At 57.9% G+C, this 22,500-nt stretch carries 20 protein-coding genes and 4 tRNA genes; 6 read left to right on the plus strand and 18 right to left on the minus strand.

Annotation, left to right across the window (positions count from 1 at the left end; translation table 11 throughout):
* Positions 1 to 102: 102 nt before the first annotated feature.
* Together WC509_02265 and WC509_02270 are read right to left on the minus strand one after the other, a co-directional pair.
* Positions 103 to 1,686, minus strand: coding sequence for an ATP-binding cassette domain-containing protein (locus tag WC509_02265; GenBank protein MFA5006279.1), 1,584 nt, complete (start codon positions 1,684 to 1,686; stop codon positions 103 to 105).
* The gene (locus WC509_02270) at positions 1,670 to 2,899 is read right to left on the minus strand and encodes an MFS transporter (GenBank protein ID MFA5006280.1); all 1,230 of its coding nucleotides are present in this window, start codon (positions 2,897 to 2,899) and stop codon (positions 1,670 to 1,672) included. Before WC509_02270 ends, WC509_02265 begins: the two co-directional genes overlap by 17 nt.
* A 900-nt stretch (positions 2,900 to 3,799) precedes the next feature.
* Here WC509_02270 and WC509_02275 point away from each other — a divergent pair.
* From WC509_02275 to WC509_02285, 3 genes are all read left to right on the plus strand, one after another.
* The gene (locus WC509_02275; GenBank protein MFA5006281.1) at positions 3,800 to 5,914 is read left to right on the plus strand and encodes a ribonucleoside triphosphate reductase; all 2,115 of its coding nucleotides are present in this window, start codon (positions 3,800 to 3,802) and stop codon (positions 5,912 to 5,914) included.
* On the plus strand, positions 5,911 to 6,603 hold the full coding sequence (locus WC509_02280; GenBank protein MFA5006282.1) for an anaerobic ribonucleoside-triphosphate reductase activating protein: 693 nt from the start codon (positions 5,911 to 5,913) through the stop codon (positions 6,601 to 6,603). The genes WC509_02275 and WC509_02280 overlap by 4 nt, the downstream gene beginning before the upstream one ends.
* A gap of 185 nt (positions 6,604 to 6,788) precedes the next feature.
* Positions 6,789 to 8,624, plus strand: coding sequence for a CotH kinase family protein (locus WC509_02285; protein ID MFA5006283.1), 1,836 nt, complete (start codon positions 6,789 to 6,791; stop codon positions 8,622 to 8,624).
* 146 nt (positions 8,625 to 8,770) lie between these two features.
* Here WC509_02285 and WC509_02290 read toward each other — a convergent pair.
* A tRNA-Tyr gene (locus tag WC509_02290) sits at positions 8,771 to 8,855 on the minus strand.
* Positions 8,856 to 9,021: 166 nt separating this feature from the next.
* On the opposite strand from WC509_02290, the gene WC509_02295 reads away from it, so the two are divergent.
* Positions 9,022 to 9,390, plus strand: coding sequence for a methylglyoxal synthase (locus tag WC509_02295; protein ID MFA5006284.1), 369 nt, complete (start codon positions 9,022 to 9,024; stop codon positions 9,388 to 9,390).
* Positions 9,391 to 9,433: 43 nt separating this feature from the next.
* Here the strand turns inward: WC509_02295 and WC509_02300 are convergent, their stop codons facing one another.
* From WC509_02300 to WC509_02325, 6 genes are all read right to left on the minus strand, one after another.
* Positions 9,434 to 10,549, minus strand: a complete 1,116-nt coding sequence (locus tag WC509_02300; protein ID MFA5006285.1) for an alkaline phosphatase family protein — start codon at positions 10,547 to 10,549, stop codon at positions 9,434 to 9,436.
* A gap of 23 nt (positions 10,550 to 10,572) precedes the next feature.
* Complete coding sequence (locus WC509_02305) at positions 10,573 to 12,000, minus strand: MATE family efflux transporter (protein MFA5006286.1); 1,428 nt, start codon at positions 11,998 to 12,000, stop codon at positions 10,573 to 10,575.
* A 73-nt stretch (positions 12,001 to 12,073) separates the two neighbouring features.
* Positions 12,074 to 12,148, minus strand: a tRNA-Thr gene (locus WC509_02310).
* Between the two features lies 1 nt (position 12,149).
* A tRNA-Val gene (locus WC509_02315) sits at positions 12,150 to 12,225 on the minus strand.
* A gap of 1 nt (position 12,226) precedes the next feature.
* A tRNA-Glu gene (locus tag WC509_02320) sits at positions 12,227 to 12,302 on the minus strand.
* 85 nt (positions 12,303 to 12,387) lie between these two features.
* The gene (locus tag WC509_02325) at positions 12,388 to 13,020 is read right to left on the minus strand and encodes a hypothetical protein (GenBank protein ID MFA5006287.1); all 633 of its coding nucleotides are present in this window, start codon (positions 13,018 to 13,020) and stop codon (positions 12,388 to 12,390) included.
* Positions 13,021 to 13,437: 417 nt separating this feature from the next.
* Here WC509_02325 and WC509_02330 point away from each other — a divergent pair, with 417 nt between their 5' ends.
* Entirely contained in the window at positions 13,438 to 14,208 is a 771-nt protein-coding gene (locus WC509_02330; protein ID MFA5006288.1) for a hypothetical protein, read from the plus strand.
* A gap of 153 nt (positions 14,209 to 14,361) precedes the next feature.
* Entirely contained in the window at positions 14,362 to 15,114 is a 753-nt protein-coding gene (locus WC509_02335) for a MerR family transcriptional regulator (protein ID MFA5006289.1), read from the plus strand.
* A gap of 55 nt (positions 15,115 to 15,169) precedes the next feature.
* Here the strand turns inward: WC509_02335 and WC509_02340 are convergent, their stop codons facing one another.
* The 9 genes from WC509_02340 to WC509_02380 all read right to left on the minus strand — a co-directional run bounded on the left by WC509_02340 (position 15,170) and on the right by WC509_02380 (position 22,168).
* Entirely contained in the window at positions 15,170 to 15,838 is a 669-nt protein-coding gene (locus WC509_02340; GenBank protein ID MFA5006290.1) for a hypothetical protein, read from the minus strand.
* Between the two features lie 168 nt (positions 15,839 to 16,006).
* Positions 16,007 to 16,702: a GNAT family N-acetyltransferase gene (locus tag WC509_02345; protein ID MFA5006291.1), complete on the minus strand. Its 696-nt coding sequence runs from the start codon at positions 16,700 to 16,702 to the stop codon at positions 16,007 to 16,009.
* Between the two features lie 127 nt (positions 16,703 to 16,829).
* The gene (locus tag WC509_02350) at positions 16,830 to 18,179 is read right to left on the minus strand and encodes a solute carrier family 23 protein (GenBank protein ID MFA5006292.1); all 1,350 of its coding nucleotides are present in this window, start codon (positions 18,177 to 18,179) and stop codon (positions 16,830 to 16,832) included.
* Positions 18,180 to 18,395: 216 nt separating this feature from the next.
* Complete coding sequence (locus tag WC509_02355; protein ID MFA5006293.1) at positions 18,396 to 18,917, minus strand: hypothetical protein; 522 nt, start codon at positions 18,915 to 18,917, stop codon at positions 18,396 to 18,398.
* Positions 18,914 to 19,288 (minus strand): hypothetical protein, encoded by a 375-nt coding sequence (locus WC509_02360; GenBank protein ID MFA5006294.1) that lies wholly within the window; start codon positions 19,286 to 19,288, stop codon positions 18,914 to 18,916. Before WC509_02360 ends, WC509_02355 begins: the two co-directional genes overlap by 4 nt.
* Position 19,289: 1 nt before the next feature.
* The gene (locus WC509_02365; GenBank protein MFA5006295.1) at positions 19,290 to 19,808 is read right to left on the minus strand and encodes a sigma-70 family RNA polymerase sigma factor; all 519 of its coding nucleotides are present in this window, start codon (positions 19,806 to 19,808) and stop codon (positions 19,290 to 19,292) included.
* Positions 19,809 to 19,906: 98 nt separating this feature from the next.
* Positions 19,907 to 20,467, minus strand: a complete 561-nt coding sequence (locus WC509_02370; GenBank protein ID MFA5006296.1) for a hypothetical protein — start codon at positions 20,465 to 20,467, stop codon at positions 19,907 to 19,909.
* A gap of 20 nt (positions 20,468 to 20,487) precedes the next feature.
* Positions 20,488 to 21,111, minus strand: a complete 624-nt coding sequence (locus tag WC509_02375) for a DUF47 family protein (protein ID MFA5006297.1) — start codon at positions 21,109 to 21,111, stop codon at positions 20,488 to 20,490.
* A 10-nt stretch (positions 21,112 to 21,121) separates the two neighbouring features.
* Complete coding sequence (locus WC509_02380) at positions 21,122 to 22,168, minus strand: inorganic phosphate transporter (GenBank protein ID MFA5006298.1); 1,047 nt, start codon at positions 22,166 to 22,168, stop codon at positions 21,122 to 21,124.
* Between the last annotated feature and the right edge of the window lie 332 nt (positions 22,169 to 22,500).

Raw genomic sequence — 22,500 nt, forward strand, 5'->3', positions numbered from 1 at the left:
TCATCTCCTTAGCAATAAATTATATCACGCGGTGTCGATAAATGCTTTTTCGATTCCGTCTTTTTTTCCCTTTTGGGAAAGAAAAAGCCATCGAATCGGCCGTCAAGCGGCCTTTTCGATGGCATCAAGGTAATCTTCGTAGTTGCAGGGCTTGTCGAAGGTGACCTTCCCGTCGATCGCGATGATGCGGTTGGCGACGGTGTCGATCAGCTCCTGGTCGTGGCTGGTGAACAGCATCACGCCGCGGTACCGCTGCATGCCTTCGTTGAGCGAGGTGATCGATTCGAGGTCGAGGTGGTTGGTCGGATCATCGAACACGAGCGCGTTGGCACCCGACAGCATCAGCTTGATCAGCATCATCCGGACCTTCTCGCCGCCCGACAGCACCCGGCTCGACTTGAGGCTTTCGTCACCGCCGAAGAGCATCCGTCCGAGCCAGCCGCGGATATAGGTCTCCGCCTGCTCGACGCCCGTGTACTGACGGACCCAGTCGATGAGGTTGACGTCCTTGTTGAAATACTTCTGATTGTCCTGGGGAAAGAAGGCGGTCGTGATCGTGATGCCCCACTTGAACGTTCCGGTAAAGTCCTCGTCCTCGCCGGCGAGGATCTTGAAGAGTGCCGTGACGACCGTCGTGTCGGCGGTGATGAAGGCGATCTTGTCGTCGCGGCGGACCGAGAAGGACACATTTTCGAACAGGCCCTTCTTGGTGAGGCTCTCGACGAAGAGAATCTCGTTCCCGACTTCCCGGTTCGGCTGGAACTCGATGAACGGATATCTGCGGAGCGATGGCTTGATGTCGTTCAGGACGATCTTGTCGAGCGCCTTCTTGCGGGAGGTCGCCTGCTTCGCCTTGGACTTGTTGGCGCTGAAACGGCGGATGAAGTCCTCCAGTTCCTTGATCTTCGTCTCCATCTTCTTGTTCTGGTCCTTGGCTTGCCTGAGCGCGAGCTGGCTGGATTCGTACCAGAAATCATAGTTGCCCGGATAGAGGGTGATCCTGCCGTATTCGACGTCGCAGATCCTTGTGCAGACATCATTCAGGAAATGGCGGTCGTGGCTTACGACGAGGACGCAATTCTCATAATTCATCAGGAAGTTTTCGAGCCAGCGGACCGACAGCGGATCGAGATTGTTGGTCGGTTCGTCGAGAAGAAGCACTTCGGGATTTCCGAACAGCGCCTGCGCGAGAAGGACCTTGACCTTCTTCTTGGCATCGTACGATTTCATCGGCTTCTGATAGTCTTCGGCCGAAATGCCGAGGCCGTCGAGCAGGATTTCGGCATTGCTCTCGGCGTTCCAGCCGTCGAGTTCGGCGAATTCGGCCTCGAGATGAGCGAGGCGCATCCCGATCTCCTCGGTGAATTCCGCCGTTTCGTACAGCGCGTTCTTCTCGGCGATGACGTCGACCAGACGCTTGTGTCCCATCAAAACGGTCTCCAGGACCGTGTACCGGTCAAAGGCGTTCTGATTCTGCGCCAGGATCGACATCCGGCAATCGGGATCCAGCCAGACTTCTCCGGACGTGGTCTCGATTTCCTTCGTCAAAATCTTCAGGAACGTGGTCTTTCCGGCGCCGTTCGCGCCGATGATGCCATAGCAGTTCCCTTTGGTGAATTCCAGATTGACTTCGGAGAACAGTTTCCTTCCCCCGAACATCAGTTCGACATTACTTACTCTCAGCATGTTGAGTGATCTGAACCTCTCCGGCCGCGGTCGGCCTAATCTTCGGGGTGAAGACGATGAAAACCAGCAACCCGGTGAAAATCAGCACAGCGTTGACAAGATAGAACGTCGGAAAGCCGTGCTTTGCGATGAACATACCGGACAGGAAGTTGCCCAGACCGGTGAAGATCGAGAACAGGAGCGTCACGATGAGGATCGCCGCAGTCACGTTTTCGACGCGGACGATCTTGATCAGGAATTTGATGTGGGCATAGAGGATGATGCCCCATGATGCGCCGCGGAGCAGGGTGACCGCGAACATCACCGGAAGGGGCGGTTCGATCGTGTAGACCAGGAAGCGGAACACGAACATCGCGCCGGCAAGAATGAAGAGGAGTCTGTCGGAAATCTGCGAACCCTTGGTCATCATGATCCGCATCGACAGGACCTCGACCGTGACGAAGGCGGCATACAGCCACCCATAGTCGATCGATGAGATCTCGAACTTCTCCGTCAGGTAGATTCCGAGGAAGGAGTCGCCGATCCTGACCGAGCCGATCACGAGCGTGTAGAACACCAGGTATTTATAGAACTCGACATTGCCGAGCAACGCCTTCAGGTTGCGTTTCGACTTCCTCGACCCATCCGGGGCTTTTTCGAGCGACTTGATCGAATCGCCCGTATTCTTCTCAAGCGGTTTGATCCATACGGCCAGGAGGGCGGTTGCGGCGAAGAGAATGCCCGAGAGCAGGAAGAGCAGGTCATAACCGAGATAGACGCCAAGATATCCGCCGATCAGCGTCGCGACGACATACGATACGGAAGCCCAGATGCGGATCGACGAATACTCGCATTTGTTGTTGTTCGCGAAGGTCGCCGCAAACCCGTCCTGAATCGAAACGTACGGCGAACAGAGGGCGGCGATCATGCCGATGATGATCGCATACGCTTCGAGGGTGTCGACTTGCGTAATCGAGAAGATGAGAACCCCTTCGACGACCGTCATCGTCTGAAGGATGATCCGGCTGATCTTCATGTCCTTCACGAAATACGTCCAGATCGGATTGACGACGATCGTCATGATCGGCGTGATCGCCAAGAGAAGCCCAAGCTGGGAATCGGAGTTCTCGCCGAGCTTGTCGAGAAAGTAGAGGGACATGAACGGATAGAAGAACGCGTCGGCAAAGTAACGAACGAAGTAGAAGATCTTGAATTTCAAATTTTCGTTTTCCATTTGATCGCCCCCTCCTTCCTTCAAACGAGATAATATTATACATTCATTAGAAGGGAAATGCAATCATCCGATAATAGAAAACGGTTGTTCTCGCCTTGTGGTGTTTGGTCGGATTCGCTTGCATTGGGGGGGTTCTCCGCAAGCTGAGCGAACGAGATGAGGTGCGATCGGGTACAAGATCGTAAATCATCGTTGTTCATTATGGAAGAAGCCCTCAAGAACACGATCGGACGCCAAATAGGTCGAATATTTAACGCGATGTTTACATGATGTTTATGTGATCGTGATACCTATGCAAAAGCGATATTGACAATGGGAAATCGAGATATTCGCCTATGCCTTCGGCAGAGATGAAATGTCACGATGCCTTGCCTGAAGAAGTATTTGCGCGTATGTGCGTTCGCGCGCGATATGATCATACAAAGGGGCAAGTCGGTCGTCGATTGCAACCGAAGTCAGTTCCGATTCAAAATATGATTAAGTGTAAATCGCTCATTTTGGTCATTTGTCAGATGTTGTCAAAGTACTCTTGAACACGCGTTTCTCCCCGCCGGTCATGCGGCAGTTCGACGATAGCGGTGGGTCAGTCATCCCGATTTCGACCGAACGACCGATCATCTCGCAATGAAAACGCATCCGATTGAGGAACGAGAGTGGTGTGCCATTCGTCTTTATGAAGGATCGTCGTTTTCCTCCGCCGTCAATGAAAATTTGTTCTCATTAATATAATTATATTTGCTCGATTCCTCGTTATACGGCAAGTCCCCATCTTCCGCAATAACCCCCCCCCCACGTGAAAATTCGATGCTCATTTATTTTTAAAAAGCCTGTTGACAAACGATTTTTAGTCCTTTATTATCTATTTCGCACCCTTGAAACAAATACTGGAGGAATCTTCTCATGCCGAAGCAGATCGTCAAACGCGATGGATCGGTCGTACCGTTCCGAAAAGAAAAAATCGTCCTCGCCATCTTCAAGGCGGCTACCTCGGTTGGGGGAACCGATTTTTCACGTTCCGAGTTTCTCGCCGAACAGGTTTGCGCCATGGCGGACGAGAAGTATCCGAACGGCATCGCAGAAGTCGAGGGTGTTCAGGACATCGTCGAGAAGGTCCTTATCGAGAACGGTCATGCGAAAACGGCCAAGGCCTATATCCTATATCGCGAGAAGCGGCGTTCTGCACGCGAGTCAAGTGCGCTGATCGGTGCGACCATCGACATGTTCACCGAATATCTGAACGACCGGGACTGGCAGATCAACGAGAATGCGAACACCTCGAAATCGATCAATGGCCTCAACAATTACGTTCGCGAGAACTTCACGAAGAACTACTGGCTTCACGAAATCTATCCCGACGACGTCCGCAACGCCCATTTGAACGGCGACTTTCATATCCACGACCTCGGCTTCTTCGGCCCTTATTGCGCCGGTTGGGATCTTCGTCAGATCTTGATGAACGGTTTCGGGGGCGTGACCGGCAAGATCGAATCCAATCCGGCGAAACACCTCCGTGCATTTCTGGGTCAGGTGGTCAACTCGACGTTCACGACGCAGGGCGAGACCGCCGGCGCCCAGGCATGGTCTTCGTTCGACACTTATATCGCACCATTCGTCCGTTACGATCATCTCGATTATAAGAGCGTCAAGCAGGCATTGCAGGAGTTTATCTTCAATCTCAACGTGCCGACCCGCGTCGGTTTCCAGTGCCCCTTCTCCAATCTTACCTTCGATATCAAGCCCCCGCGTACCCTCCGCGACCAGAACGTCATCATCGGCGGTAAGCTGATGCCGGAGACCTATGGCGAATTCCAAGCCGAAATGGACGTCATCAACTCCGCCTTCTGCGACGTCATGATGGAGGGGGACGCGAAGGGACGCGTCTTCACCTTCCCGATCCCGACGATCAACGTCACGAAGGACTTCGATTGGGACAGTCCCGTGATCGAAAAGTTCATGGAGATCACCGCCAAGTACGGCATCCCCTATTTCTCGAACTACATCAACTCCGACCTGAGCCCCGAAGACGCGCTGTCGATGTGCTGCCGCCTGCGGCTCAACACGTCCGAGCTTCGCAAGCGCGGCGGCGGCCTCTTCGGTTCGAATCCGCTGACGGGTTCGATCGGCGTCGTCACCATCAATCTGCCGCGGCTCGCCTATCTCTCCCAGTCGGAGTCGGAATTCTACACGCGTCTGTGGGAAACCATGTACATCGCCAAGAAGTCGCTCGAAATCAAGCGCAAGGTCGTCGAGGAACAGACCGCCCACAGCCTCTATCCGTACAGTGCCTACTACCTCAAGGACGTCAAGGCGAAAAGCGGTTCATATTGGTTCAACCATTTCAACACCATCGGACTCATCGGCATGAACGAGGCCGCCCAGAACCTCTACGGTGCGGAGTATGATCTGACGACCGAGAAGGGGCAGCAGTTCGCGATCAAGACGCTCAACTACATGCGCGACCTGATCCGCGACATCCAGGAAGAAACGGGCCACAACTACAACCTGGAGGCGACGCCGGCCGAAGGGACGAGCTATCGACTTGCCAAGGCCGACAAGGCACGCTATCCCGACATCATCACCGCCGGTCGCGATGTACCGTACTATACCAATTCGACCCAATTGCCGGTCGGATTCACCGACGACATCTTCGAAACCCTCGAACTGCAGGACGAACTGCAGTCGCTCTATACGGGCGGTACCGTCCTTCACCTCTATCTCGGTGAACGCGTGAAGGACACCCAGACCTGCAAGACCCTGATCCGGAAGGTCTTCACGAAGTACAAGCTGCCCTACATCTCGATCACTCCCACCTTCTCCGTCTGTCCGGAACACGGCTACATCTCCGGGGAGCATTTCCAGTGCCCGACATGCGGCCGCGAATCCGAAGTCTACACCCGTGTCGTCGGATACCTGCGTCCCGTTCAGAATTTCAACAAAGGCAAGAAGGCCGAGTACGACGACCGCGTCAAGTACGTGATCGAGGACGAGATCGGGTCCGAGGCGCCGCACGCATGATCTTCGCGGGGATGGTCAAGTCCTCCCTGATCGACTATCCGGGAAAAATCGCCACCGTCCTCTTCGCTCCCGGCTGCAACTTCAACTGCTTCTACTGCCATAACCGCGCGATCATCGAGGACATCGATACTCTGCTCGATCCGGCCGAAGTCGACGACTTTCTGGTTCGCCGTCAGGGTCTGGTCGACGCCGTCGTCGTCTCCGGCGGGGAACCGACGCTCAACCGGGATCTTGTCGCGATCTTCCGACGGGCCAAGGAACTCGGCTATCTCACCAAACTCGACACCAACGGCTCGAATCCCGACGCGGTCAAGCGTCTGATCGACGAAGGCCTCGTCGACTACATCGCAATCGACTACAAGGCGCCGGTGTGGCGCTATGCAGAGATCTGCGGCCCCGAAGCCGACGGCAACCTCGTACTCGAGACGATCGTCATGCTCCTGTGGGCGGGCGTCGACTTCGAGACGAGGACCACCGTCATCCCCCAGCTTTCCGAAAAGGACCTGATCCGGATGGCGAAGGAGATGCCGCCGGTGCCGCGCTACGTCCTCAACCCCTATCGCAAGCCCAAGCTGTTCCGCCCCGAAGACGCGGCACGGATCGAAGTCCCCCCCTATCCCGAGAAGACGATCGCGAGAATGGCGGAAGTGGTGAAACTGTATCAGCCGAACGTCGTCCTGATGTTCTGATCGAAGCGAGCACGCGATTTGCGTGCTCTTTTCTTTTCCTGCGTCAGCGGGCGTATCCTGTCGTTTCGACCCGCCGAACGAAAGACGGCGGGGAGGAGATTCGTGCATCACGGCATAAAACCGTTTTCCCATCGACCTTTTTGTGCTACAATGGTTGTTGATGTCTTCGAACACGGGGTATTGCCATGAAAAGAGCGATGATGATCTTCCTGATCCTACTGCTGTCGGCCGCTTTCGTCGGATGCGATCTTTTCTCGACGGTCGCGACCACCGCGCCGGAGGATCCCCGGACGGAAGTCATCCTCGCGGAATTCGACTTGATCGAAGAATCGATCCCCTCCGCCATCATCGCCGACGTCACTCTTCCGGCCGCGACCAACCCCGCATTGACGGTATCCTATGCCGTCGACGGCACCGCGATCGGAACGACGCTCGCATACGATTCTCCCGAACTCGACAAGTTCGTGACCCTCGAAGTGACCCTGACCTACGGCGATCTCGCGATCTCGCGCGAGTACGAAGTTTTCGTGGTCCGCGATCTGGCCGCATACGAACGATACATGACCAATCTCGGCCTTGACGAAATCGAGGACCTGATCGAAGCGGGGATTCCCGACGCGATCGAATGCGACCTGGCGTTGCCCGTGATTTCCTACGATACCGCGACCGTCTCGTATGCCACGGAGGTCTCGCGCATCTATCGCGGTCGCTTCATCTTCACCTTTCCGCAGCACGACACGCCGATCACCATCACGGCGACGATCCGATACAAGGGCGTCACGCGCGCGGTTGAATACGTCACGGTGATGAAGGGTTTCGAAGTCCTCGAACGGATCCCCGAACTCCGCATCTGGACCGACGGAAGCCAGGAGATCGTATCCAAGGACGATTACGTCGACGCCGTCGCGACGCTGACGACATACGACGAGGCCAATGTCGGCACGAACGTGTTCACCCGCCGCGGACTTCAGATCCGCGGGCGCGGCAATTCCACGTGGTGGATGCCGAAGAAGCCGTATCGGATCAAGTTCGACGACAAGACGGCGATGTTCACCGACTACGAAGCCAAGGACTGGGTCCTGCTCGCGAACTTCACGGACCAGACCCTGATCCGCAACTACCTCGCCTACAAGCTCGCGGCTACGATCGGGATGCCCTATACGCCTTCCGCGACATTCGTCGATGTCTTCATCAACGACGAATACGTCGGAAACTACACCCTCAGCGATCAGATCGAGGTCTCTCCGGTCCGGGTCGACGTCGAGGAAGGATCGAGCGCGGTCGACACCGGATACCTGATCGAGTTCGACTACAAGGTCTATGAAGACTGGTCCGCCGTGGAAGGCGTGGACTACTTCCACGCCCATGGCTACCCCTATTCGATCAAGTCGCCACAACCCGACAGCGTCAATTTCAACACCGCCCAGGTCGCCTACATCAAGGACTACGTCGATTCGATCTACGAGGCGTTGAGCAACCGTCGGAGCTATACGGAACTGATCGACGAGGCGTCGTTCATCGATTGGTTTCTCGTCCAGGAAGTCTTCAAGAACGTCGACTCGGGATATTCATCCGTCTACATGTACAAGGCGAAGGGCGGCGTCCTGAAGATGGGTCCCGTCTGGGACTTCGACCTGTCGTCGTCCAATCCGGGCCACCTCGACTATGAAAACCGCATGCCGCCGGGATGGTACACCTCGCTGCAGTACAAGAACATCTGGTTCTACTACCTGATGAAATACGATACGTTCCGACTTCACTTGCAGGCCCGGTGGAACGAAATCTACGTCGAAGTGACCGAGATGCTCGCTTCCGTCTACCCCGTCGCCGATTCCATCGCCCGTTCGCGTTACCTCAACTTCATCCGTTGGGACGTCATGGGCAAGAACTGGGAATGGTACACGTCGCCGGAAGTCTACGAAGCGGACACGTACGAAGAACAGCTCGAGGTCCTTTACGACTGGCTGGACGAGCGGATCGCCTGGATGAATACGACGATCAACGATCCCGATTTCGTCTGAGTTCGGCGATCGGCGCGATGACTTTCCGGCCATCCCGACCCGTCGCTTCCTTCACGCAGATATCATGAACGACGAAACGCCCGGAGAAATCCGGGTTTTTCTTTCGAAAACAAAAAAAGCGGACCGAAGTCCGCTTTGCGTACACGTGGTGGAGAGGAGTGGTTTCGAACCACCGAACCCATAGGGAGCAGATTTACAGTCTGCCGCGTTTAGCCTCTTCGCTACCTCTCCAAGGGCCGATTTCAATTCGGCTATTACATTATAACAAATACGTTATTGAATTGCAACAGGAAAAAACCCGATCTCCGCCACCCGCCGCGATCTCCGCATTTCGGCTATCCCGGGCGCTTGGGAAGTGGTATAATGGGAATGGGCCAGCCGCCCACGGAGGAATCCCATGCGCATCGCATTGATCGCCCACGACAAGAACAAACAGGAAATGATCGATTTCGCCAGGAAGTATGCCGCCGTCCTCGCACGCCACCAGTTGTTCGCCACCGGAACGACCGGACAACGAATCATCGAAGCGACCGGCCTGCCGGTCCATCGCTTCCGCTCGGGACCGCTCGGCGGCGATCAGGAGATCGGCGCCAGGATCGCCAATGGCGAGATCGACCTCATCTTCTTCTTCCGCGATCCGCTGACCGCGCAGCCGCACGAACCCGACGTCTCGGCGCTGCTTCGCCTGTCCGACGTCTACAAGATCCCGCTCGCCACGAACGTCTCGACCGGCGAACTGATCGTCCATGCGCTCATGGAAGAATGAATGAAACGAATAGAAAAAAGCGTCGGTCCCGCGGGATCGACGCTCATTTTTTCGTCTTGTCGGCGATCACGAGCGGAACCACCATCTCGTCCTTCAGGATGCCGGCGTGCTGCCCCCGGAAATACGTGGGGAAGCGGCGGAAGGCGAAGAAGTAGTGCTCGATGGCGACGGCGATGAAGTCGCCGGTGAACGAATCGAACGCGGGATGCATGACGCCATCGCCGAACACGCCGTTCTTCTTGAGTTCCGCGGGCGTGTAGAGCGTGAAATAGTCGCGAAAACGCCGATTGAACAGAGCCTTGAAGTCGGCTTTCCTGCCTTCCTTCACGAAGAAGGCGGCGGCACGCGTCTCGATCGAGGGAAGATGTTCGCACATCTCCAGGAGTTCGGGATAATCGTCGAGCACGATCGGACAGACGTCGACCTGACCGTGGTCGGCGATCAGGATCACGACCGTATCCTCGATCGCATCGACGAAGGCGCCATATGCGCGGTCGATGTCCTGCACCATCGCATGGACTTCGACGGATCCGGGACCGAATTCATGCGACAGCGAATCGATCTTGTCCCAGTAGGCGTAGATGAAATGTCTGCCGGGGGTATCGCAGACGGCTTTAGCCGCCGCAAGGAGTTTCTCGAACGTATCGTTCTCCGGCGTACGGAACGCCGGGAAGATCTCCGCGGTACCGACTTCGGGAGACGCCTTCCGGATCTGGTCGTAGATCGTTTCGAAAGGGATCACGGTTCCGGCGACGGCGTGTCCGATCTTGGAATCGTCGTAGAAGTCGGTGTCCGTGAACGTGATGACGGTGCGTCCTTCCGACTCGAACCACTGTGCCCATCCGAGCCAGCCGGTCTCGAGCGGACTCTTGCCCGACATGACCGACGTCGTCGCGGCGACGGTGGTCGAGGGAAAGACGGACGTGATCGTTCCGACGCGCGCTGCCGCGAGTCGCGCATCCGGGCCGAGTTGACGCCGCAGCGTCGAATCTCCCAGGGCGTCGACGAGCACCAGAACCACGTTGCGGGGATTGTTCGCGAGGACGGCATCGACTTCGGGAAGGGTTGCTTTCTCGGTCTTCGCGCCGTAATGTCTGAGAATCGAAGCGGAGACGTTCATGATCGAACGTTCGTAGTCGGGAAAACGGATCGGTTTCATGATGTCGCCTCCTTTGATGTAGATTATACCAGATTTTCTTCCGCTTCCGCAGGGATCCTGCGTATTTTGGGGAGATATTTGACCTTGCGGTAAAGGTATGTGCCGACGAACACCGAAAGGAAGTTCGAAACCAGCATCATCCACCACACGCCGAGCGTGCCGAGATCTGTCAGGAGGGTCATCAGATAGACGAGCGGAAGACGGATCACCCACAGGCGGATCATCGACAGCCAGAAGCCGTATCGCGTCTCGCCGCTGCCCTGGAACGTCGACAGGAACGTCTGGTAGACCCCCATGAACGGGAGTCCGAGATGGAGGAAGAGCATGTATCGATCCGCCTCTGCGAGCGTCTGCGGATCGGAATTCATGATCTCCACGAGCGGGATGCGGAAGGGAATGATGAGAGCGGCACCGATCGTCATCATCGCGACCGCGATCGTCATGCCGGTCCTGAACGAGGCGCGCGCGCGTTTGACGTTGCCGGCGCCGACATTCTGGGCGATGTAGATCGCAAGAATCGCCGAAACCGAGGACACGGGGAACATCACGATCGAATTGATCCTGTTTCCGATCGCATAGGCGGTCGAAGCGAACGTTCCGTACGACAGCACGACGCCGTTCAGAATCACGAATCCGAGGGCTTGGACGGCCTGCCCGACGGAAGCGGGAACGGCGATCTCGATCAGATGCCTGATGATCGAGAAATCGAGGAAGCGCGTACGGAAATCGAGTTTCAGTCCCGTTCGGGAAAACATCAGGATCATGACGAACACCGGCAACCCGACCCAGTTCGCAATCAGGGTGGAGAGTCCGGCGCCGACGACGCCCATGCCGAGGACGGACACCATCCACCACGTCAGGAAGATGTTCAGGAGGATCTGGAAGGTCGAGACGAGGACGGGGGTGGTCGTGTCGCCGGTGGATTGGCGGATCGACTGGAAGGCGTAGGAGAAGAACAGGATCGGAAGCTCGAAACTGCGGATTCGAAGATAAGTCACGGCATATTCGAAGTCGGCGCCGGTCGCCCCGATCCACGTCATCACGAGCGGTGCGATCATGTAGAGCAGAAGGTTGAAGACCAGTCCGAATCCGAGCGAGATCATGATCAGGTTGCCGGCATACCGCTTCGCGTTCATCGCGTCCCCGCGACCGACGTACTGGCCGATGAGCGACGTTCCCGCGACCGCGAGCCCCATCCCGAGGCTGATGAAGATGAAGAAGAGCGACCACGTGAGCCCGACGCCGTTCTGCATGTGCGTCGCGTTGGCGATCCCGTCGATCGGATCGAACCCGGGAACGCGTCCGAGGAAGAAGGTGTCGACAAGGTCGTGTAGGGTCTTGAGGATGTTCACGAAAAAGATCGGAACCGCCAGCGACAGCATGCCTTTCCAGATCGGCGTGCCACGCAGAATCGTCTCGGTTTTCCGAAGGCTTCTCGCCTGTCTGTCCATGCGTCTCACATCCTCATCTCGGAAAAGAAAAACGCACCCAGAGTGCGTTCTTCGAGGGCAAGTTTGATCTCGATGGTGCCGAAAACAGGACTTGAACCTGCAACCTACTGATTACAAATCAGTTGCTCTGCCATTGAGCTATTTCGGCGTGGTGGAGACTGCCGGGCTTGAACCGACGACCCCCTGGCTGTGATCCAGGTGCTCTGCCAACTGAGCTAAGCCTCCGTGGTGACTTGTACGGGATTCGAACCCGTGAATGCATGCGTGAAAGGCATGTGAGTTAACCGTTTCTCCAACAAGCCGAGATTGTGCCCTCCGGCTGTAAGCCGGTACTACAATTCTACTATCAACGGACGGTTCGTGTCAAGAAAAAGCGATGATTTCGCGTCAGCGCTCGACGCCCCGTGCGAGTTCGTCGGCGATTGCCAGATAGTAGAGCGATGCGACCGTTCCGTAGGGCGAATAGAGTCTGCGAAGCCGTTCGTGCCGCTCCTTCGAATAGGATGTATATCCGTGGACCTGCATCACCGCGCGCTGATAGGCGGCATCCCCGAACATGAAGACGTCAAGGCGGCCTTCGCTGAAGATCGCCACGGTTTCGGCGGCGCCATGGCTGACGCCTTTGATCGAACTGAAGAATCCGACATAGCCCTCGTCGTCGTAGTGATAGGTATCGACGAGATCGAGGCGACCGGATACCACGTCGCGGACGATTGCGGCGATCGTCTCCGCCTTGGTGAGTGACAATCCCAACTCACGCATCGAATCAACATCCGCCTTGATGAGATCAGATACCGTTAATCCGCCATATTTGGCCGTCATCCGCTGCTCGATTGCGGATGCGTTGCCGATTGAAAGACCGTCGGATACGATTGCCCAAACCAACACCGAAAACACGTCCGGGTCCCGCTTCGCATTGACGCGGCCGTACTTCTCGATATAGGGAGAAAGCGCCTTGTCGGCGAGCATCAGGTGCTGCAGGGCGTCGATGCCGTAGTGGATGTCGAGATAGGCTTTCATCACGATCACCGTCCTTGATGTCGATGTTCCGTTTTCATTGTATCACGAAACGGGATGTTTTCACGCATCAATTCATCTCTGCCGGACGATGCCGCAGGAAAAGAAACGACGGGCGAGATTCTGAGATGGTTTGGTGTTGATGCAGAAATGCGCACCCCGTGTCGCGTCAGCGCATCTGCGAGAAGAAAACCTTCTTCCCGCACTCGTCTGCGACGTGAACATGCCGTTTCTTGAAGTCGTCGCATACGAATCTTGACGGCCGAACCGGATCCTCCATCATCGTGCACAAGGCGGAATCGGTGCGGTTTGGAGCGAAATCGCGAAAACTTCACGTCTTTTTCCATTCCGTGTTGGCAATTCGTCGTTTTCGTGATACATTTTATTTAGATGTTCAAAACATTCATAGGGAGGCATGCAATGGCAAAGATCAAAACGCTGTTCAACGATTTTTACACCGATCGACCCCGCTTCTTCCTGACTTGCTTCAAGTTCTTTCTCATGTTCCTGTTCTGGATCGCCTTCTACATCGCCGCGTTCACGGCGAGAACCGTCACCGAACCGAACCGCTTCAATGTCGCCGACCTCGCCGGCGTCGGCAGCACGTTCGTCCTGATCTGGTGGATCCTCACGCTTGGATTCCTTGCTCTGACGCTATTAAAAAACGACAAGGGACTCAAGATCGTGGGCATCCTGCAGATCGCCCTCGCCGTCATCTATCTGGGCATGATCATGCTCATCTACGCGAACGTCGCCAAGGAACTCGCCGGCAACCCCGATGTGACACTGTCCTATTCGTTCGGATTCTGGCTCATGCTCATCCTGCTCGCGGCGTTCGTCGTGTCGACCTTCTTCGGTCAGTTGCTCGAGAAGCTGCTTGTTCGCGTCCTTCCTGCGACACTGCTCAATCCGGTTCCTGCCGAAGCTCCCGCTCCGATCGCCGAACCGGAGCCGGAACCGATGAAGGAAGCCGTGAAGGAACCAGTGCCGGACGTCCCTCCGCCCGCACCGGTCGCTCCTGAGCCCGAACCGGAACCCGAACCCGTCGTCGAACCGATTGAAGCCCCGGCATCGGAGCCGGAATCGGAACCCGCCCCCGTGGTCGAACCGACCGAAGTATCCGCACCTGCCGAACCCGAGCCGGAAGAGCAGCCTGCGCAACCGGTCGAACCGCCGAAACCGGAATCCTGACGCAACGGCCGCACTCGCAGAAGACCAGGAGGAACGCTTCCTGGTCTTTTCTCATTGGGCTGACATCGGAACGAAAATGTGATATATTGAAAACGATTCTTGACATTGACGTAGCGTCAAGGTGTATCATGGTCTCGACGGGAGGGATGTCCCTTGGAATACACGATTACGGACCTTGCCCGACTGTCGGGCGTCAGCACGCGAACGCTCCGCTATTACGACGCAATCGGTCTACTAAAACCATGGAAGACCGGATCCGGCGGCATCCGTCTCTACGGCGATGCGGAGACCGACCGGCTTCGCCAGATCCTCTTCTACCGGGAACTCGACGTTCCGCTCGCGGATATCCGCCGTATCGTCGCGGCGAAAGGATTCGATCCCGTGACCGCACTGGCCGGACATCGCCGCGCGCTCTTGTCGCGCCGAGATCGGCTCGACGCCCTGATCACCACCATCGATGCGGAGCTTGACGCCCGCGGAAAAGGAGAATCCATGAAGAACGACGAGAAGTTCGCCGCATTGAAGAAGCGGCAGATTGCGGAAAACGAGAAGGCGTACGGATCCGAAGTCCGCGCCGCGTTCGGCAGCGCGACGATCGACGAAGCCAACGCCCGGTACGAGGGGATGGATCGCGACACCTACGCGAAGATGGACGCGATGTCGGCGGACGTCATCCGGCTGCTGCTTGCGGCGATGGACGACGGCGACGTCCGTTCGGATGCCGCCCGACGGCTCGTGCGGCTCCATCGGGACTGGCTCATGCTGTTTTGGACCTCATACAGTCCGGAAGCCCACAAGGGACTGGCGGACGCCTACGTCGACGATCCGCGCTTCGCAGCGTACTACGACCGTCATCGACCCGGCGCGGCCGTGTTCCTGCGCGACGCGATCAAAGCGAACGTCTGAATACGAAAACCTCCCGCGGTTCGAAACCGCGGGAGGTTTATATTCATTTGATGCGTCAGGCGTTGGGGCAGACGCCGGCGTATCCGCCGTTGCTGCCGTTGCCGCCGTTCTTCGAACCGACGCCGAACTTCGAACCGTTACCCTTGTTACCCTTGCCGAAGACGTTGCGGATGCGATTCATGACGTCCGAACCGACGAAGTTGTAGCGATCCCTCGTGAAGGCCTTCAGGTGGTTCGTGGACGCGTTCCGGAGATAGGTGAAGACCGTCGCGACGTCCTCGGGGAGATCTTCGACGGCGAGGAAGGCGTCGTACATGGCGATGTTCGCCGTCTCGGCGTCCACACCGGTCGAGAGGGCCGCCGTGATCGACTCGGGGAGGACGACGGATGCGGCCGCTTCATTCGCGGGAACTTCGATGCCGTACGCTTCGAAGAGCGGGAGAAGCAGGTCGATGTGCGTCTGTTCGGCGGCGATGATGTTCGTGAAGGGACGAATCTCGCCATAGGCAGCGATGATCGCGGCGTAGGTCGCTTGGGCGAGGTACTCGTCCTGGATCGCGGCCGTCAGCATCTCTTCGACGGTATATCCGTCCTGGGCGAGTTCGACGTACGAGGCGTCGGTGGAAAACGTGGAGTCGGCATTTACGGTGGCGATGGCGACGGTGGTGCCGCCGAGGGCGATGACGCCGGCGACGATGAGCGACTTGATCAGATTCCTTTTCATGTGGGAAAACCTCCTTGTCGGTTTTTCTGCAACATATACGGATCGCGGACCGGGCTTATTGGAGGGATCGCGAAACTTCACAGAAGGCTCATCTTCCGCTTACGACTTTGCCGCAAAACGAGAAAAAAAGGCCCTCGCTCGACGCGGAGGCCTTGACGGTGTTTCGGATCACTCTTCGACGATGATGTCGGTGCCGACGACGGCGACTTCGAATCCAAGCGAAAGCGCCAGCTTGACGGAAGCGATGTTGTCGTCGTCGCAGCGGTAGATCGGCGTTCTCCCGAGTGCGAGCGAGCGGTTGCAGATTTCGGCGACGACGGATCTGCCGACGCCGTCGTTGCGGTAGTTCGGCCCCGTGATGACGCCGATGTCGGCGAGATCGTCCCCCCAGAACCAGAGCGACGCGACGCCGACGAGGACATCGTCCTTGAACATCCCGACGACGAGGTCGTCGTCGATCGCGACCTGGCCGTGCGCCAGTTCGGGTTCGGAACACGTGGTCTTCAACAGTTCGAGCGCCTTCTTGTCCTTGCGCGTGAGGATGCGTACGGACGCGTGTTCGCAGCACGGAGGCTGCTGGACCGGCTGTTCGGTGAAGGTGATGACGCCACGATAGAGGGCAAAGCGTTCGTTGCCGAGGACGCGTTTGGCGATTTCGCGGTCGGACAGTTCGGGCGTGATGTTGGCGCCCTTGACCTTCTCGACCAGTTCCGGGGCGACGTCGAGGACGATCCGGTCGTCGGAACGCCAAAGCGCGACGGGATCGATGTTCCCCATCGTTTCGTTCGGATTGATCAGGACCGGCTTGGCGAAATCCCACTCCCGGTACCTGTAGAAGCTTTCGATGAATGACTGTTTGCTCATGAAGCGTTTCCCCCATATGCCGAATTGAATCTCTTTCATTTCATTGAAACACAAAACGCCCTTTTTTTCCACCCCCTGACGATTTTTCGGAGGGATGAAAGGGCGTTTTCATGAATGGTCCGGAAGTCTACCTCTTGGTGGTCAGACGTTCGACGAGCGAGAGGAACAGATTGAGCAGGATGCCGGCGATCGACGCCGTGGCGATTGCGGGCAGTTTCGCGCCGAAGACGTCGATCATCCCGCCGGCGAAACCATATGATCCGCCGATGCCGATGACGAGGATGACGGCGATCACGCCGAGGTTTTTGGCGCTGAAGAGGTTGACCTTCTTCTCGATCATGATCGCGATGCCCTGGGCGCCGATGACGCCGAACAGGTAGACCGAGGCGCCGCCCATGACGGCCGAAGGGATCGTGCCGATCAGGTTGGCGAGCGGCGTGAGGAAGGAGAGCGCCATCGTGATCACGGCGGCGGCGCCGAGCACCCAGATCGAGAAGTTCCTGGTGATCGCCATCGTCGAGATGTTCTCGCCGTAGTTCGTGCCGGCAGGGCCGCCGACGAGCGCGGAGACCATGTCGCCGACGCCGTCGCCGATCAGGTTGATGCCGAGTTTGTCGGCGATCGGGTATTCCTTGGCGCCCTTTTCGCGGGCGAGGTTGTTCACGTAGAGGTCGAGCTGATAGAGATGGGCGGTCGATTCCGGAATCGTGGCGAGCGCGATCGGCATGATCGCGAGCACCGCCGCCCAGGACGGGATCGGGAGCGTGAAGTGCGGTACGCGGACGAATCCTTCGGAAAAGACCGACGAGAAGTTGACGAGGTCGGTACCGGCGATCAGGTCGGCGGCGAGCGCGACGACGTATCCGACGAGGATGCCGAAGAGGATCGGGAGCTGGCTCGCCACGCCCTTCTTGAGCGCGACGGTGAAGACGAGGATCGCGATCAGTGTGATCAGCGCGACGATCCAGGAGGCGGAGGAGGAGATGCCGCCGGAGAGGCCGGCCGCCTGGGTGAGCGCGGTGCCGGCGAGCGAGAAGCCGATGATCATCGCGATCGGTCCGGTGACGACCGGGGGCAGGACCCGGTCGATGACCTTCGATCCCCATTTCGCGATCACGAGGCCGGCGGCGATCGAGACGAGGCCGGAGAGGATGATGCCGAACTGCGCCTGACCGATCAGGTTGTCGGCGGCCGGCGTGCCATAGGTCGCGCCGGTGATGCCGACGATCGCGGCGATGTAGGAGAAGCTGGAGCCGTAGTAGAGCGGGATCTTGCCCTTGGTGATGAGGATGAAGCAGAGGGTCGCGAAGCCGGATGCGAAGATGGTGGTCGAGATGTGGAAGCCGGTGAGAAGCGCGACGAGGACCGTTGCCGGAAACATGACGAGGATCTGCTGGAACGCGAAGAGGACCAGACGTCCCCAGGAGGGACGTTCGTCCGGGAGGTACCCGACGACTTGCTTCTTGATGTTTTCCATGCTTTCTTCTCCTTTTGTCTCTTTTTTAGTCTCGGCCCCGCAAAAAAAGAAAGGACACCTGCGTGTCCTTCGGAGGGTATGTGGAAATGACGAACCCTTGCGGCGCTCACGGGCGCCCCTTAAAGGACCTAAACTACAACCATTATAACAGTTGATCGGGAAAATGCAACCGCCTTTCGCATGAAAGATGATGAAAGTGCGAAGCTCGTCGATCGATCAGGGCCGGTGGATTTCGACGCCGACGACATCTGCGTCGCGATAGAACTCGAGGGCGACCGCATAGCTCCGCATGTCCTCGGTCATGCCGTCGAGCGGCCACAGTTCCTCGATCAGGATGTGGAGGATCCCGTCGTCCGTCAGATACGTGCGCCAGACGTCGGGGACGATCGATCCCGACGGCAGCCACAGGGTGGCGAAGGCGAGCCCCTGGTTGTCGAAGAAGTTGTCTTCGTACGCTGCGTACGCATCGGCGAACACGACGCTCTCGGTCTCCGTCAGCTCGCCGATCTTCGCCGCATACCAGATGGAAAAATCGTCGTACGAGTCGAATGCGGCGGTTTGCGCGGTCCAATCGTCGTTCGGTTCGATCGGGATGAACGGCAGGTCGACGACATGGAATCCGACGCGATCCGCGCGCGAATAAGGGCAGTCGGGACGATATCGGACCATGCCGAGCGGAACGCAGGCGGTCATCGCGACGAACGCCGCGATCAGAAGCGCGGTCGTGAACCGCCTCATCGCTGTTCACCCCGTCTGCGTGCCACGTAGCGCCAGATGAAGACCGCGTCGATCGCCAGCAGCACGATCCCGATGACGAAGAGCGCGATCCCGAGGCGCAGATCCCGGGTGTCGTATCGCAGGATGCCGAGCATCGCCGGAATGACGAGAGGGAAGAACTCCCTGCTTGCGCCGTCGATCAGCGCACCCCCCAGGAGGACGAGAAAGGATCCGAGGAACGCCTGCAGCGAGGTCAGTGCGACAAGCAGCGCTCGCCCCCGTCGCGGCGACTGCGATGAAAACGCAAGGCGGCTCTTGATGTCGTCGAGCAGATACGGCGTCGGACACGCCGCGGCGTATCCGTCGCGGAAACGTTTGGTCCAGCGAACCATGTCAGAGTCCCTCCTTTCGATATTGTCGTTTCAGTTTCCGGACGGCTTCATAGTAAGCCTTCGTGACGACGCTCATCGTCTTTCCGGTGATCGCGGCGATCTCGCGGAACTTCATGCGATGGACGATCTTGAGGTTCACCACGTGGATTTCGAACGGAAGCAGTATCCCATTGAAGTCGAATCGCTCGGGAATGTAATCCGGATGGTCGGCGACGACCTCGTCGATCAGGTCGTCTGCGAAGTGCGCCGGATCGTGCTTTGCCTTGCGGAGATGGTCGAGCGCAATTCGTTCGGCGATCGCGACGAACCATGCCTGGAACCGCTTCGGGTCAGAGAGACGGTCGACGTTCTCGTACATGCGGACGAACGCCTCCTGGACCAGGTCGTCCGCGTCGTCATGGTTCTTGACCAGCGTATAGATGAGATAGTGGATCAGCCGCACGTAGGCGTAATAGGTCTCGTTGAACGCCGCTTCGTCCTTGAGGACGAGTCGTCTGACGACATCCTGCGATATGTTCATGTCCTCGACTCCTTCCACTTGATATGACGCGTGCGGTACGTGCTTTTTTGCGGAAAATCGAAAAAAGACCGATCCGCGGAACCGGATCGGTCGATGTCTCATTTCAGAAGCGCACGGATCTCGTCGGCCTTTTCCGGGCCGATGTTCATGAGCGCGATCAGCTGGTCGATCCGACCGGGGTTCGTCGGACCGGTCTTCCGGAACTGGTCCGCGATCAGCTTCGCCTTCCAGAGTTTTCCCGGCATCAGGTAATAGAGCACGAGCCAGTCGTCGAGCGACATGAACGGGACGGCGACGCCGCCGATCTCGCGGACCTCGAGCGGGGTCGAGGCGTCGAAGGGATACAGATAGGGGGTCCGGTCGCGGATGATCTTGAGCCCGGCCATGAGGTCGACCTCGATGGCGCCGACGATCAGTTCGGTGAAGGAATAGCTCTGGTAGTGGTAGGAGGGATCCGAGGCGTGCTTCGCGCCGAGCGACTCGAACACCTCGAGGGCCTCTTCGGTGTCGCGTGCCTCGAAGATGACGTCGAGGTCGTTCGGCTCGACCGCGAAGCCGTTCGCCTGCAACAGGACCGATCCGCCGATCGCCCAGCGGATCTTCGATTCATTCAATGCCTTTCCGACCTTTTCGATCGTGTTGATCATGACAGCGTTCATGGGTATGATTTCCTTTCTCCCTATAGATTCTTGAACATTGCGGTTTCGATTTCCTTGGAGACGTGGCCGCATGCGTCGCAGCAGTTCTCCAGCCGGAGGAAGAGGTCCTCCCAGATGAAGAGCTTGATCGGATCCTTCTCGTGCACGAAGAGTTTGCGAACGTTCTCGGAGTAGATGACGTCGCAGTCCTCCTCGAGCCGGAGGACGTCGAAGATGAGGTCCTTCATCTTGGCCGACTTCTTGAAATGGGCGAATTCCTCCAGGAGCGCCTTCAGCGAGACGGTGCTCCTCCGGATGATGTCGGTGAAGAGGCCGACCTCGGGGCGGAGTTCCTCGACGTTGTACATGTACATCCGGAGGATGACCTCCTCGATCGCATCGGTCACGTCGTCGATCGCGCGCAGGATGGCGAGGATGTCCTCACGCTCGATCGGCGTGATGAACTCCTTGAAGAGGTTGGAGACGACCTTGTGGCGCTCGAGGTCGGCGGTGTGCTCGATGTGGTGCATCGCGCGCTTGTTCTCGAGCAGTCCGGAAGGTTTGAAGTCCTCGACCACCTCGCAGAGGTATTCCGCAGCCTTGACGCAGAAGACGGAAAGGTCGACGAACGACGTGAAATAGTAGTTTTCCTTGAGTTTGTCCATGGATGCTCCTTCAGAAGAGATGGATGAACAGCTTTGCCATGAGGAAGCCGATGAGCCCACATCCCGGGAAGGTCAGCACCCAGGTGAGGGCGAGGTCGCGGACGACGGTCCACTTGACGTTCGACAGCCGCTTGGCGGCGCCGACGCCCATGATCGCGGTCGTCTTCATGTGGGTGGTGCTCACGGGAATCCCGAAGAGCGACGACAGAAGCAGTCCGCCCGCCGCCGACATGTCGGAGGCGAACCCCTCGTATTCCTTCAGCTTGACCATGTCCATCCCGACCGTCTTGATGATCCGATATCCGCCCACGGAGGTGCCGAGGCCCATCACCAGGGAGGCGAGGATCATCAGCCAGAGCGGAACCGCGAAGCTGGTCGTGCCCGTCGACCCCTGCGCGAGGGCGACGCCGAGGAGGAAGACGCCCATGAACTTCTGTCCGTCCTGGGCACCGTGCATGAACGCCATCGACATGCCTCCGGCCACCTGCGCCTTGCGGAAGAAGGCGGTCGTCTTGCGGCGGTTCATCCGCCGGCAGATGACTTCGATGAGTTTGACGAAGATCCAGCCGGTCCCGAACCCGAGGAGCGTCGACAATCCCAGTCCATACAGGACCTTCACCCATTCGGCGCCGTTGATGCCGGCGATCCCGCCCTGGAGGGCGATCGCCGCGCCGGAGATGCCGGCGATGAGCGCGTGCGATTCGGAGGTGGGGATTCCGAAATACCATGCGGCCGTCGCCCAGATCAGGATCCCGACGAGGGCGGCGCACAAGGCGGCGAGGGCATCGGCGGGATTCGGTCCGAAATCGACGATCTTGTAGAGCGTCGCGGCGACCGAGGCGTTCACGGTGGTCATCACGAGTACGCCGATGAAGTTGAATACGGCCGCCATCAGGACGGCGGTCCGGGGCGTCATCGCCTTGGTCGATACGACCGTGGCGATCGCGTTCGGCGCGTCGGTCCAGCCGTTGATCATGATGACGAGCAGAACGAGTATGACGGTGACGACCAGGATCCAGTTGCCTTGGAGCGCTTCCAGGAATTCGGTGAAAGCCATCATGACCTCATGCCTTGTATGACGTCGTTTCTTCGACGGGGCGAAGCGGAGCGCCTCGGATCGGACCGTCGTCGCATGCCGCGCCGAGGCGTCGGCGAGCGACCCGAGCCAACATCATTATAAACCATCCATCCGTCAATGTCTATTTCAATTTCCGTACTCGATCGGCCGATCGATCACGGATATCGATGGACATGCATGATCTCCATCTCACCCTCATGGGTGAGTCGGGATTGCGAAAGACGCATTCGGAACCCGAAGGCGAAACGATGGGGAAAGACGGGCTTCGTTGATGCGTTTCCGACGAAACCCGTTATAATGGGGGGGACGTC

The organism is Candidatus Izemoplasmatales bacterium (assembly GCA_041649275.1).
In the GTDB taxonomy this organism is placed as follows: Bacteria; Bacillota_I; Bacilli_A; order Izemoplasmatales; family Hujiaoplasmataceae; genus UBA12489.